The 13,279-nt window shown below is 39.2% G+C and carries 10 protein-coding genes; 6 read left to right on the top strand and 4 right to left on the bottom strand.

The features are described from left to right. Positions 1 to 11: 11 nt before the first annotated feature. Positions 12 to 1,703 carry a DUF4836 family protein gene (locus tag ACYPZI_RS11935; protein WP_459601877.1) on the bottom strand — a complete coding sequence of 564 codons (1,692 nt, stop codon included), beginning with the start codon at positions 1,701 to 1,703 and terminating at the stop codon, positions 12 to 14. A 142-nt stretch (positions 1,704 to 1,845) separates the two neighbouring features. On the opposite strand from ACYPZI_RS11935, the gene ACYPZI_RS11940 reads away from it, so the two are divergent. From ACYPZI_RS11940 to ACYPZI_RS11950, 3 genes are all read left to right on the top strand, one after another. Further along, entirely contained in the window at positions 1,846 to 3,132 is a 1,287-nt protein-coding gene (locus ACYPZI_RS11940; RefSeq protein ID WP_459601879.1) for an Nramp family divalent metal transporter, read from the top strand. Positions 3,133 to 3,623: 491 nt separating this feature from the next. Continuing rightward, the gene (locus tag ACYPZI_RS11945) at positions 3,624 to 3,884 is read left to right on the top strand and encodes a hypothetical protein (protein WP_459601881.1); all 261 of its coding nucleotides are present in this window, start codon (positions 3,624 to 3,626) and stop codon (positions 3,882 to 3,884) included. Continuing rightward, the gene (locus ACYPZI_RS11950; RefSeq protein WP_459601883.1) at positions 3,859 to 4,284 is read left to right on the top strand and encodes a hypothetical protein; all 426 of its coding nucleotides are present in this window, start codon (positions 3,859 to 3,861) and stop codon (positions 4,282 to 4,284) included. Before ACYPZI_RS11945 ends, ACYPZI_RS11950 begins: the two co-directional genes overlap by 26 nt. Before the next feature lie 176 nt (positions 4,285 to 4,460). Here the strand turns inward: ACYPZI_RS11950 and ACYPZI_RS11955 are convergent, their stop codons facing one another. Beyond that, positions 4,461 to 5,261, bottom strand: coding sequence for a VOC family protein (locus tag ACYPZI_RS11955; protein ID WP_459601885.1), 801 nt, complete (start codon positions 5,259 to 5,261; stop codon positions 4,461 to 4,463). 206 nt (positions 5,262 to 5,467) lie between these two features. Between ACYPZI_RS11955 and ACYPZI_RS11960 the strand changes: the two genes are divergently transcribed. The 3 genes from ACYPZI_RS11960 to ACYPZI_RS11970 all read left to right on the top strand — a co-directional run bounded on the left by ACYPZI_RS11960 (position 5,468) and on the right by ACYPZI_RS11970 (position 9,055). Beyond that, the gene (locus tag ACYPZI_RS11960; RefSeq protein ID WP_459601887.1) at positions 5,468 to 5,593 is read left to right on the top strand and encodes a hypothetical protein; all 126 of its coding nucleotides are present in this window, start codon (positions 5,468 to 5,470) and stop codon (positions 5,591 to 5,593) included. 1,768 nt (positions 5,594 to 7,361) lie between these two features. Then, on the top strand, positions 7,362 to 7,808 hold the full coding sequence (locus ACYPZI_RS11965; protein ID WP_459601889.1) for a hypothetical protein: 447 nt from the start codon (positions 7,362 to 7,364) through the stop codon (positions 7,806 to 7,808). Between the two features lie 5 nt (positions 7,809 to 7,813). Further along, positions 7,814 to 9,055 (top strand): carboxypeptidase-like regulatory domain-containing protein, encoded by a 1,242-nt coding sequence (locus ACYPZI_RS11970; RefSeq protein ID WP_459601891.1) that lies wholly within the window; start codon positions 7,814 to 7,816, stop codon positions 9,053 to 9,055. A gap of 145 nt (positions 9,056 to 9,200) precedes the next feature. On the opposite strand, the gene ACYPZI_RS11975 is transcribed toward ACYPZI_RS11970, so the two are convergent. Together ACYPZI_RS11975 and ACYPZI_RS11980 are read right to left on the bottom strand one after the other, a co-directional pair. Further along, a complete protein-coding gene (locus ACYPZI_RS11975) occupies positions 9,201 to 10,520 on the bottom strand; it encodes a solute carrier family 23 protein (protein ID WP_459601893.1) in 1,320 nt (439 codons plus the stop codon). 153 nt (positions 10,521 to 10,673) lie between these two features. Beyond that, positions 10,674 to 12,731 (bottom strand): acetate--CoA ligase family protein, encoded by a 2,058-nt coding sequence (locus tag ACYPZI_RS11980; RefSeq protein WP_459601895.1) that lies wholly within the window; start codon positions 12,729 to 12,731, stop codon positions 10,674 to 10,676. Between the last annotated feature and the right edge of the window lie 548 nt (positions 12,732 to 13,279).

A 13,279-nucleotide genomic window follows, 5' to 3' on the forward strand; every position in this document is an offset into this window, starting at 1 on the left:
CAACTGTACTTTTACAGATTCTTTTCGATGGCATAAGTTATTACGCTGTCAATGTATTTACAGATAACAGCCAAACTGTTGGCACTATTGTCGTTGATAACGATTTTTCCTTTGCCGTTCATGTTTTTGTCTGAAGCAAAGCTATAATCTCCTAACAGGTCAAAACCTTTGACTGCAAGCTCGAGAGCTTTGGCATCACGTTGAAGTGCATCTGTTAACATGGTTTTCAGAGAACCCAGATTGCCGAATATGAATGAGTTTTTGCCTTTGGCCAACGATGCAAAGTCATTTTTTCCATCCGTTGCGGTACTGATGTTTTTATAAATGGTTTCGCTGTTAGTAATGTAAATAGTATTGCCTTTTATACCTGCGTATCCTTTTATGCCTTCGTCCATACTGAAAGAATAGGTGTTTTCATCGATTTCAACCAAAGTAGAATCAAGCATTTGTTCCTTAGCCGCTTCTTCTTTTACTTTGTTTTTAATAAGATCCCAAGTCGGTTTGGCATCTTTCAGGTCTGCAAATACAGTGAATTCCGGTTCTGTAGACGGATACTCATAGTCACCGTAATAGCCTTTTTTCATTACGGTTTTTATTCCGTTTAAAGAAAACGTAATATCGCCTTCTACATTAGAAATGAGGGATTTTAAATCGACACCTAATTCGTTTAAATTTGAACCGGCAATATTTTCAAAGAATTGCATTAAACCCAGATCGGTCAAATAATTATATATGCCTCCTCCGTTTATGCCCATAGCTACCAGAAACAATGGTTTTTCAGCAAAGTATTTCATTTGATCGCCTTTAAGCTCTTGGGTTAGCTTACCGGATAGTTCAGTAAATCTTTTTTCGGCTTCGGGAGTGTCGTAATAGAATTTATTTTCTGCGACAATTTCTCCTTTTTCAAAAGAAACAAAGCCTGCCGCGTTTATTCCTTTAATTTGATCGCTTAGTTTGCTGAATACACTGTTGAGCCCTGTAGCGGATTGATCGTAGTAGGCTCCCATCATCTGGGATGTCATGTTGCTCCATAGGCCTGAAACATTACTGTAAGAATAGAAGAATGAAATATCTTTCTTATCTTTTACAAATTCCGTAAAAGCTTTGTTGGAATTTAAGCTTTCTTTATCTGTTTGTTTCAACTGTTTTTTCAACAGCTCCATCATGTCCGGTTGGTTCCTCTGTCCAAAATACATAGCACTTGCCTGAGCCGTAATAATCAGTATCTTATCTTTAGTCCAGCCTACTTTTGCCATACCCGACAGGTCTATCGTAGATATACCGTCTTCTTCTTTAATCATTTCCGCCGGTATTTCAAAAGTCTTGGTCAGGACTTCTTTAAATTTTGCAGCATCTTTCATTCCCCAAACAATACCCATCGATGTGTTTCCTACATACATGTAGCAGTCATGTATCAAATCTATTCCTGACGAATTTGGGTTCTTAAGGAATTCTTCCATTTTCTCAGTCATAGCCTTGTTGCGTTCGCTACCATTGTTTTTCTCTTTTTCAAGAGCCTCTTTTATCAGTTTATTATCTAGAGGTTTGTAGTCGGCTTTTGTCAACAAAGACTTGGTGTCGACATGTACTACAACAATGGCGTCCGCGGGGATAGCATTTGTTAGTTCCGTGGAATCTTTACACGACCAGAATAAGGCCGATACCAAAATGGCTGCAATTAGGATTAGTTTTGTCTGTTTCATAATCAGTTATAAATTAATTTTACGAAGATATAAAAAAGATTATGAGCTAAAGGTCTTTAATTAAACTAATAAGATAAATAATTACTCTTATTTTAACAAATAGTCGAAAAACAATCATAATTTTGTTTGTTATATAGAAGTTATGAAGAATATTTTTGAAAAGTTAAAGAAAGAGTATACCCGGAACCATCCCAGACCCAGCTTTGGAGCATTGGAATTGCTCAAATATATCGGGCCGGGACTTTTGGTTACAGTGGGATTTATCGATCCGGGAAACTGGGCTTCTAATTTTGCCGCAGGCTCCCAGTTTGGATATACATTGCTGTGGGTGGTAACTCTGTCTACCGTTATGCTGATTATTTTGCAGCATAACGTTGCCCATTTGGGAATAGTTACCGGGTTGTGCCTGTCTGAGGCAGCAAACAAATATCTGCCTAAGACGGGTTCGCGGGCTATACTGTGGTCAGCAATAGGCGCATCTATCTCTACATCGTTGGCCGAAATACTCGGTGGCGCCATTGCTCTGAATATGTTGTTCGATGTACCTATACAAGTAGGGGCGGTATTGGTGACCATATTTGTTTTCGCAATGATGTTTTCCAATTCTTATAGAAAAATAGAGCGATATATAATTGCCTTCGTTTCGTTGATAGGACTTTCCTTTATCTATGAACTTTTTCTGGTAGATATAGAGTGGGGCGAGGCTGCCCGTTCGTGGGTTACGCCATCTGTTCCCGAAGGGAGCATGTTGATAATAATGAGTGTGCTGGGCGCTGTGGTAATGCCTCACAATCTTTTTTTGCATTCGGAAATTATCCAGAGCCGGCAATGGAATAAGCAAGACGAGTCGGTGATGGAAAAGCAATTGAAGTACGAATTTTTCGATACCTTTTTTTCCATGCTTATCGGGTGGGCTATAAATAGTGCGATGATACTGCTTGCCGCAGCTACCTTTTTCAAGGAAGGAGTTGTGGTCGACGATTTGCAACAGGCGCATTCTTTACTTGAGCCTCTCTTGGGGAGCAATGCTGTTGTGATATTTGCCGTAGCCCTTCTTTTAGCGGGAGTTTCATCCTCGATGACTTCCGGTATTGCCGCGGGATCTATATTTGCCGGTATGTACGATGAGCCTTATAACATGAAGGATATACATTCCCGCACGGGTATAATAATATCGCTGGGAGTAGGATTGCTGATTATTTTTATGATTGGGAACCCGTTCAAAGGACTGATAATATCGCAGGCCATTCTGAGTATGCAGTTGCCTGTAACAGTATTTTTGCAAGTCAGGCTGACATCTTCTACTCAGGTGATGGGCAAATATGCCAATTCGTTGTTTACCAAAATACTGCTTTACGGTATAGCTTCGGTGGTTACGTTTCTTAACATTTTGTTGCTTGTCAGCTTCTTTACAGACGTCAAGTTTTAAAGTCTGTTTAAATTTTGCTCGTTTTAATTTTGGCAATTATATACAATCTTACAGTGTTAACCCTTCTTAAATTTAAAATTTATTGAATTTATATTACATTTGAAATTAAAATAAATAAAACTGGAGTGGCAAGAATTAAATTATGGTAACTATATATCACTTTAAACAAAGGGAGTTAAATTAAAGTAGGTCTTTTATTGCAAAATTCTGTATCTTATTTGAATTCAATTATCTATAGAATGAACTAAAGGGAGTAAAGATTGTTACTATAATATACAAATACAATTGTTATTCGTTTTGTATTTTTAATGTTAATGTTATTGTAATTGTAATAATTATTTGTTACTTTGCAATCCAAAACAGCCGATGTATCCTGCTTAATGTATGTGAATAATAACTAAAACACCAATAATAATTCGCTATTCTATTTAATTAATTGTACATTTATAAAAATGGGAAATCAATCATATCAATGTAGAAAGGAGGTAAATATGAAATTTACCAAAAAAATAAAAGAGTTTATATTAGCATATGGGCGGTTTGTTAATTTTGATGATAGAACAGTGCTGTCAACATTAGATGATGAACTTGATTTGTCTATATATAATGTATACAATCTTGATTATTGTTCTGCAAGTGACGGTAAAAAGAATATTGGCAATGATTTTACTTCTGTAGGTAATGCTTTTAAAAAAGCAACTAATCAAGCTAAACAAAAAGTAAAAGATGGCCAGACATCAACAGCAGAATAAACTCGCCAGAAATCAAAAAGGGGATACCTTGCTTGAGCAAAATTTAGCTATCGATGATAGCCTTCTCCCTAATGCTGTAGAGTTGGAGAAACTAAAGGAAGTTGACCCTAAAATAATAGATTGGATATTAGAGCGTACAGAAATAGAACAAAATGCAAGAATTGATTTTAATAATAACAGAATAAAATTAACTGATTATGATTTAAAACATACGCATACGTTTAATATAACAGCTCTTGTATTTGGATTTATAATATTTATAGCAGTATTATCTTTAGCTGGATTATTTATATATAATGGTCTTAACGTTGAAGGTACATTATTTGGAGGTACTGCAATTGTAGCAGGAGCTATTTTCTTTATAAGAGCATCAACAGCATCAAAAAACAAAGTAAAATAATAGTAATTTGACTTTTCATAAAAAGCCTCCACTTTATACGACTATTCTAATTTTTGTTTAAAGTGATATATAGTTACCTTAATTTTTATAGGTCTTTTCAACCGATTTTTTTTGCTTTATTTGTAAAAAAGGGATTGTCTAAATAGAACTTCTTTTAGACAATCCCCTACATAACTTTACCTATTTTTCTCAAATTCAATCAATTGAACAGGAGCGCCATTGTATTCAATCATTACCGCCCTGACACTATCAGAAGGAACACTTGGAGGAGAGATTACATTGAAACCTCTGTTTTTTAGTTCCCAATCAAGGTCTTTCGCTTCGAATGCTATATGAGGAATCTTTTGTATCAACTCCTGTATTTTACAATCTTGTTCAAACCTCATCCATTCAATCCCAAAGGGATTACTGTCAAATTCTGAAATATGAGATTTAAATTGAGGAAAATATCTTTCATTCTCTTTCTGTTCTTTTGTCGGAATACCCAAATGGTGGTATTTCCATCCCCATTCTTCAATACACTGTGCAAACTCGTGGTCTAACCTTATTTTATTCATGATCTTATCAGGTTGCTGCTCGTCTTGCAAACATAATTTTAATATATTATTTTCAAACTCCATTAATTCAATTGGAGCGCCATTATGTTCAATCATTGCTACCTGAAGACCTCCTGATGGAGTGTTCGGTTCGCCTAGCAGATTAAAATTTCGATTCGCCAGTTCGTAATCCAAATCCTTCACGACAAACGCAATATGTGGTATTCTTTGTATCAAAGGATGTACAGGGCAATCATCATCAAATCGCATCCATTCGACGCCAAAAGGACTTGTGGGAAATCCCGATACATAAAACTTTAAATGAGGAATATATCTCTCATCCGGTATCTTTTCTTCCGTCGGAATACCTATGTGGTGAAATTTCCATCCCCAGGATGCGATGCATTCCGGTAATTCATGATCTGATTCTATTTTGTTCATACATTAATTTTTAAAAGTTAGTTACATAAGGTGTCTTTGGTAAATAAACCCGACACCTGTTTTGTTGAGTGTTTTGTATGATAAGCCATTGCTCATCGGTCAAATAACCCATAAACATTTTTTTTAGGATAATATACGTAGGGATGGGTATACTTAAACTTTCCCAATAACTATTTATCCGGATTAATAAAACGAAATTTTAAATTATGGAACTAATCGATTACAATCCTACCAATCAGTTTGGTGGAAGGAAGCTGGTTAAAACAGATTGTTCAGATTCGTCATATCAACGAATCAACTTAGTTCCCGCGATGTTTTTATTTGCAGACTAACATGATTGTACCCTTTCTATATATTTAAGGGTTAGTACTCAATAATCGAGGATAAATATAATCATTTAATCTAAAACACAATTAAACAAATGAATTTTTTCAGGGCAACCTATCAAAAAAATGAAAAATGAAGAATGAAACATTGTCCGGCGTTCGTTTTATCTATAGATACAGTGAGAATTTGAGAATTAGCGAATTTGAAAATTAGCAAATGGCGCGAAGCGACAATAACAATCAGCAGTTATCAGTCAACAGTCAACAATGGCGCGAAGCGGCAAAGACTATAAGCTAACGGCTAATTGACTGTAGAAGTTTGTTACATTTTGGAAACAGTTACGAGTAGACGAGATACGAGGTACAAGTTGTTGACTGTTCACTGTAGAAGTTTGTTACATTTTAGTTAAATTCTGGTTTGTCATGCTGACGACAGGAAGCATCTCCTGTCTCTCGGGGATTTGGATCCTTCCCTGCGGTCAGGATGACAAAGAGGGTAGCCGCGCGAGCAAGGGGCTAACGGCTAAAAAATAACTGTAGAAGTTTGTTACTTTTTAGTTAAAATATACCTCTCCCGACGGGGCAGAACCGAGGTGAGGCTGTTGAGTGTAATTTTTGCCCGTTAGGGCATTCATATCAATAGAAGAGGTAAACCGGCCGGTATCGCAACCCTTTAGGGGTTGAACACCTACGGCGTTCGGGTAGAAAAGAGGAATACAATTTTCTATTGATATGAAAATCCTACGGATTTTTTATAGTCAACCTGCTTATCGGGGATAAATTTTTAATTTGATAATTAGCGAATTTGATAATTTGAAAATGAGAAAATGAGTGTGGAGTTTGTTACTTTTTAGTTAAATTCCGGTTTGTCATGCTGACGACAGGAAGCATCTCCTGTCTCTCGGGGATCGGGATCCTTCCCTGCGGTCAGGATGACAAAGAGGGTAGCCGCGCGAGCAAGGGGCTAACGGCTAAAAGCTAAAAGCTAATGGCTAATTGACTGTAGAAGTTTGTTACATTTTAGTTAAACAGTTACGAGTAGACGAGATACGAGGTACAAGTTGCTGACTGTTCACTGTGGAAGTTTGTTACATTTTAGTTAAACAGTTACGAGTAGACGAGATACGAGGTACGAGTTGTTGACTGTTGACTGTCGCACGTCATTGCGAGGGTTCGCCCGAAGCAATCCATTAATAATCAATACTCTGGATTGCTTCACTCCGTTCGCAATGACGAAAAGGCCTTGCTTACTGATAACTGTTGACTACTGACTGTAGAAGTTTGTTACATTTTAGTTAAATTCCGGTTTGTCATGCTGACGATAGGAAGCATCTCCTGTCTCTCGGGGATCGGGATCCTTCCCTGCGGTCAGGATGACAAAGAGAGTAGCCGCACGAGCAAGGGCTAACGGCTAAAAGCTAAAAAATAAGTGTGGAGTTTGTTACATTTTAGTTAAAAAGTTACGAGTAGACGAGATACGAGGTACGAGTTGTTGACTATTGACTGTCGCACGTCATTGCGAGGGTTCGCCCGAAGCAATCCATTAATAATCAATACTCTGGATTGCTTCACTCCGTTCGCAATGACGAAAAGGCCTTGCTTACTGATAACTGCTGATTGATAGCTGTTTATTCCGGTAGAGGGTCAAAATTTTGACGCGGCTGCCCTAGAATTTTTTCTAAATGCGCTACGGGTTAAGTTTCTTTAAAAGATTTGGTGATAAATTGCGTTTATCAGTCAAATAAGTATCTTTATTGCAAGTAAAATATTGAATATGAAAAAGATTTTATTTACTACATTTTGCTGTCTGATGATCATCGCTGCCGGAACGAGCTGCGGATCGAAGAATAAAACAGACGATACAAAAAACGTAGAAAACACAACCGGTGCCAAGCCTGCCAAAGATAAGTATGTCAAGCTTGCAGCCAAAATGAATGCAGGCATGCCTCAGGTCTTTTCGGGAGGTATACGCATGGATAGGGTAGAGGCTGTTTCGGATAAAGAGTTTCGCTATATCTTTACCTTCACAGGTGAACCTGCCGTATCTGCTGAAGAATTTGTAAGAAGTACAAAACTGCCCCTGTCGATGGGCATACGTGACGGAAAAGAAGAGTTGGAGGCATTGCGTAAAGACAAGATGACTATCTCATACGCTTACTACAAAATGGATGGTTCCCTGTTTGCAGAGATAAAAGTTACTCCGGAAGAATATTCTAAATAATCCTTATGTTTTCATACAGAGCTGCAATCATTTTATTTGCACTGGTTTCTTGTATGGGTTTGTCCGCGCAAATCTATATAAAGGGAACGGTGGTGGACAAAGACACGAAGAAGGCTATCCCCGATGTCATTGTACAATACGGTTCGTCTTCTCAGGCATTTACCTATACCGATGCAAAGGGACAGTTCAGGATTCCGGAAAATAGTGAGAATATTATCCATTTCCAGTATTTCGGGTATAAAACTAAGTCTATACCCCGGACAGGTATAATTCAGAATTCGAAGATAGAATTGGAGGTAAGCCCTCTTTCTCTTGAACCGGTCGTTATTAGTCCCGACGATGCCGATAAATTGTTGGATGAGGCGATGCTGAATACGAAGAAGAAACTGGTGCTCGATCAGCCTGTCAGTTATCTGCTTCATTTTATACAGAACAGATCTACCGACAGTTTGCAGAACGAAATATATATGAGGTACGCCACTACTTTGAGTGAAAAGGATTTAAAGAAAAACCTGAAAAAAGAAAGGGTTCCATATGTTTTCAACCTTATAGAAATAATGCGTCTGCAAAAAACGGAGACGCCGACTTCCGATCTGTATGGCGCGGAATACCATGCTTCGCATCTTTTTACTTTTGGTAAAAGTGTAAATAATGAGACATTTAAATCGTACTCGTCTGATAGCTCGCTCATCTATCTGCGAATAGAGCCGCTGAAAGGCCGAGAGGGCTGGGCCAGGGGCGAAATCGTCTTAAATAGGGAAGATGCTACCATTGTTTCGATGGAAATAGAATCGGTCGACTCTATTTTGAATTCTCAGCCCCACCGCCATTATATGGGCAAGCAGGTGAAGACTTTGAAAAAACTGGGTCGCTTCTCTTTCAAAAAGTATGGTGACAGATGTTATATGTCGGAGTGTTTCACCTATTATAAATTCCGAAGTACCGATGGGCACGACAGGCAAGAGGATGTATCATACTACTGTGATGTCGATTTTCGTGGCTTTGTAGAGAAAGATCAATTGAGGAAAAGACGGCTGGGGGGATATTGTCAGGAATTGTTTTATTTCCCCGATTCTACCGACAAACCATTCTGGCTCGATGAGTTTGACGAAGAACTGGCTATGCAGTATCAAGGTTCGGGTATGGCAGCGAATAGTAAGCCTAAAAAGGACAGTGTATGGAAGAAGATCGCAAAGGGTTCGGTGTTTGCGGCAGCTGTCGCGGCGATAGCTTTATTAGTGAAGTAGTGATCAAGGGTGGTAACCCGACGCAATCCAGTTGTGAGTCAATCTGTTAGCTGTTAGCTTTTTATCGTTTTGCGCTGCTAACGGCTAACAGCTAACGGCTAACAGCTAACAGCTAACAGCTAACGGCTAACAGCTAACAGCTCATTTATTCTTTAAACATCTCGTCAAAATTGACTATTTGCTTGCCCGGTAATACCTGATTGAGAACTACCCCAATGATTGAAGCAAGAGCCATTCCTTCCAAAGAAAATATCTTACCAATATGGATAGCTGCTCCGCCAATTCCTATAACCAGAATAACAGAAGAGATGATTAGATTGCGTTTGCGGCTGAAGTCTACTTTGTTTTCAACTAACATGCGCAATCCGCTCGACGCAATTATACCGAACAATAATATAGATACACCGCCCATTACAGGTGTTGGGATCGTAGTTAACAAAGCTGCTATCTTCCCGCAGAACCCAAATAGGATAGCAAAAACAGCGGCGCCGATGAACAGATATATACTAAATGCACGGGTAATAGCCAGTACCCCGATATTCTCGCCATAAGTTGTACTAGGAGGTCCGCCTATCGCGCCCGCTATCATTGTAGCTATACCGTCTCCCAACATCGAGCGATCTAGTCCCGGATCCTTGATAAGATCTTTATTCACCACCTTACTCAATACTAGCTGATGCCCTATATGTTCGGCAATGGGTACAATCGCCACAGGCACCATCATCAGGAATACACGCCATGTGAAGGACGGTGTATAATCAACAAATGGAAATTCGAACGGAGGAGCTTGTATCCATTGCGCATCTAATACCGGTTGCAGATTTACTACACCCAAGATCATAGAGAAGATGTATCCTCCTATTATACCTACCAGTACAGGGATTACACTCAAAAATCCGCGTGTAAAAATAGCTGTCAGTATTGTGATTGTCAATGTTACAAGTCCGATCAATACATATGTCAGGTCATATTCTCCTGCCGGATTGTTGGTAGACATGTTTACCGCTGTTGCCGAAAGTCCCAGTCCGATAACCATAATCACCGGGCCTACTACCACAGGAGGCAATAATTTCATCAGCCAGTTTGTTCCTGCTCTGGATATGATCAGTGCAACGACCGAGTATGTCACCCCCACGAGGAAACAACCTACTAAAAAACTGCCGGTGCTGACTCCCGAGGCAGGATCAAGCTCCAGGGCTTTGACTGCAATGATAGGATTGATGAATGCAAAGGACGATCCAAGGTAAGACGGGACTTTTCCTTTTGTGATTACTATAAACACGAGTGTTCCTATCCCGCTGGATATTAGAGCTACTGCGGGACTCATTCCCGTAAGTGCCGGTACCAGCACTGTGGCTCCGAACATTGCGAACAGATGTTGGATACTTAGCAATAACCATTGAGCCGGTTTCGGCTTCTCCATGATTTCCAGTACTACTTTCTTTTCTTCTTTGTTGTTTTCCATAATTGAAAGGGCATAAAAAAAGCCGACACAAACATGTCCGGCTTTATTTTGATTATCTATTTAGTGTACATATATCCGATTTTATTTCGGGGTATAAAGATAATATAAAAAATAAAGAACAGCATTTTTTGAGTGCTGTTCTTTGCCTGTTTTTTATTTTTCTATCCTTATCCTTGCATCCACTGCCGTTACCTTTTTCTCGTTGGCTAGCAAAGGGTTAATGTCCATCTCTTTTATTTCCGGCGCAAAGCGCAGCATGATAGACAATCGGACGATGATTTCGGTATACAATTTTTCATTTAACCCTTTCTGTCCGCGAGTCCCTTCTATTATTTTATATGCCTTCAGCGAACGTACCATCGACGAAGCTTCTTGGAAACTAAGTGGCGCCAGCCCCGAAGCCACATCTTTCAGTATCTCGACAAAAATGCCACCCAGTCCGCAAAGAATGATATGCCCGAATGTAGGTTCATATTTTGCTCCTATAAATAATTCTTTACCCGAAAGCATAGGTTGTATCATTACCGATGTCGTATCCGGTATTTTTATGAGTCGATCGAATGTGAAAGCCAGATGTTCTTCCGACCGTATATTCAATACCACCCCTCCTACATCCGATTTGTGGATAGGGCCTACGCATTTTGCAACCACGGGATAACCTATTTTGTTGCCGAAAGCGATAGCTTCATCCTTGTTGGCCGTAACCATTTCTTCTACCTGAGGTATGCCTGCTGCGTCGAACAATTGCCGGATCACATCACTGTCTATATACCCGTCGGGTGTTTTATCTATAATAGCCCGAATGCGGGGTATATCTACCGAAAGGTCTTCCATTTTGCCTACGGACGGAGGCGTCCACGATACTACTTTCGACAGGGCGTTTGCCAGTGCGTATTCATCTGTAAAGTTTACATGCCCCTGTTTTACAAATTCCTCCATCTCTTTTGTCGCTGTAATTACCGATGGCAATATCGGATAGATAGGCAAATGGCTCGATTTGATTTTTTGATCCAACATCTTATATGCTTCGGCCACATTGCTCACGCCCGGATTACCGTACAATACGGCTATACCGTCTATTTCTTTAAAGTGCTTTTCACAAAAGTCGATACAGATAGCCATATGTTCCCCTGTTCCCGTGCCTATAATATCTATCGGATTCGATACAGCTGCACCCGGAAGCAAATGTTTTTTTAGCTCTGCCGACAATTCTTTATTCATTTCCGGTACATCGATATTTCCTTTCGAGAGGGCATCTGTCAGTATAACAGCCGGGCCTCCAGCCTGAGTGATGATTGCCAGGTTTTTTCCTTTCAGTTCTTTAAGAGATAATACAGCCCCTACATTCGCTAACTCTTCACGTGAATAGCAACGGATGATCCCCGCTTTTCGGAAAAGAGCTTCCACTGCCGAATCGGAAGTTGCTATTGCGCCAGTGTGTGACGAAGCTGCGCGACTACCCGAAGTGGAACTGCCCGATTTTATGGCGGCTATTTTACATCCTTTATTAATAAGAGAAGCTGAGTGTTGTAAAAATCGGTCGGGATCGGCAATCTTTTCCAGATACAATAACTTTATTTTCGGGCTCGATTTCGGATCGAATTCATTATCCAGATATTCCAATATGTCTTCAATGCCCACTTGCACCGAGTTGCCAATCGACCATGCCGAATTGAATCGAAGCCCTATACTCATGGCCGACTCTATAATATATGTAATCGTTCCGCCCGAACTGGATATAATATCCACTCCCTGAGGGTCTAAATTTGGTATCGGGCGTGTGAAGATACTTTGATGAAACGTATTGAAAAATCCTGAGCAGTTGGGACCTATTATCAATACACCTGCTTTGTTTGCAGTATCCAGCAATTGTTTTTCCATTTTAGCGCCTTCTTCGGATTCCTCACTGAATCCGGCCGAAAATATGATGAAGGCTTTTACCCCTTTTTCTCTCGCCATATATTCTACAGTATTCGTACATTGGCTAGCCGGAATGGAAATGACAGCCAAATCCGTTTGAGGTATTTCCTCAATACTTTTATATGCCTTTACACCTTGTATAGTTCCACCTCGTGCATTTACAACATATAACTCTTTGTCGAAGGTTCCATGGATAAGATTATGCAAAACACTGCCTCCAGGTTTCAAAATGTTATCGGAAGCACCGACAACTACGATGCTTTTGGGATTGATTAACTCTTTATAGTTCATAAATAGGAGTTTTTGATGTTATTTTGTGTAAAAGTAGTTTTTTTTAGCAGATTGCAGAAATCCATATTCATAATATATAACATAAAATGGAAGATTTTTTCCCAAAAGTCGTTCCATAAGAGATGTCTGAATTTTATTTTTATTTTTTTTTCGGACGAAACATGTTCTACAACATATTGTAATAGTGGGTGATAGTGTTTAATTTTGGAGTCTGGCCCGTCCTACTGATAAAAAAATAGCGGATAAAGTTTGGAGTGTAATAAAAAGTTTTCTACTTTTGCACCCGCTTTGGTACTGGAGAGTGCTGCCAAACAGCGACGGGATTGGGGTTTTGGATTGAGATCTTTTGGTTCAGCCAAGAGTATTTTTGGTCTTCCCGGTTTAAGTTAAAGCGAAAAAACAAAGCGATCTTTGAAGGAATTGAAATAACAACATTAAGAGTGTAGTACAATAGAATGAAGAATGAGGAATGAAGAATTTAATTTTTCACTTTTAATTTTTCATTTAAAGAAGGGTATTATACCGTCAATACCTAATAAAGATAGAAG

It is taken from the genome of Dysgonomonas reticulitermitis (assembly GCF_054601275.1).

What these genes read in the sequence shown, in the direction of transcription:
- ACYPZI_RS11970 (WP_459601891.1), top strand. Translation starts at nt 7,814, where the DNA reads ATGTTTTCATACAGAGCTGCAATCATTTTATTTGCACTGGTTTCTTGT.
- ACYPZI_RS11950 (WP_459601883.1), top strand. Translation starts at nt 3,859, where the DNA reads ATGGCCAGACATCAACAGCAGAATAAACTCGCCAGAAATCAAAAAGGG.
- ACYPZI_RS11975 (WP_459601893.1), bottom strand. Translation starts at nt 10,520, where the DNA reads ATGGAAAACAACAAAGAAGAAAAGAAAGTAGTACTGGAAATCATGGAG.
- ACYPZI_RS11945 (WP_459601881.1), top strand. Translation starts at nt 3,624, where the DNA reads ATGAAATTTACCAAAAAAATAAAAGAGTTTATATTAGCATATGGGCGG.
- ACYPZI_RS11980 (WP_459601895.1), bottom strand. Translation starts at nt 12,731, where the DNA reads ATGAACTATAAAGAGTTAATCAATCCCAAAAGCATCGTAGTTGTCGGT.
- ACYPZI_RS11935 (WP_459601877.1), bottom strand. Translation starts at nt 1,703, where the DNA reads ATGAAACAGACAAAACTAATCCTAATTGCAGCCATTTTGGTATCGGCC.
- ACYPZI_RS11955 (WP_459601885.1), bottom strand. Translation starts at nt 5,261, where the DNA reads ATGAACAAAATAGAATCAGATCATGAATTACCGGAATGCATCGCATCC.
- ACYPZI_RS11940 (WP_459601879.1), top strand. Translation starts at nt 1,846, where the DNA reads ATGAAGAATATTTTTGAAAAGTTAAAGAAAGAGTATACCCGGAACCAT.
- ACYPZI_RS11965 (WP_459601889.1), top strand. Translation starts at nt 7,362, where the DNA reads ATGAAAAAGATTTTATTTACTACATTTTGCTGTCTGATGATCATCGCT.
- ACYPZI_RS11960 (WP_459601887.1), top strand. Translation starts at nt 5,468, where the DNA reads ATGGAACTAATCGATTACAATCCTACCAATCAGTTTGGTGGAAGGAAG.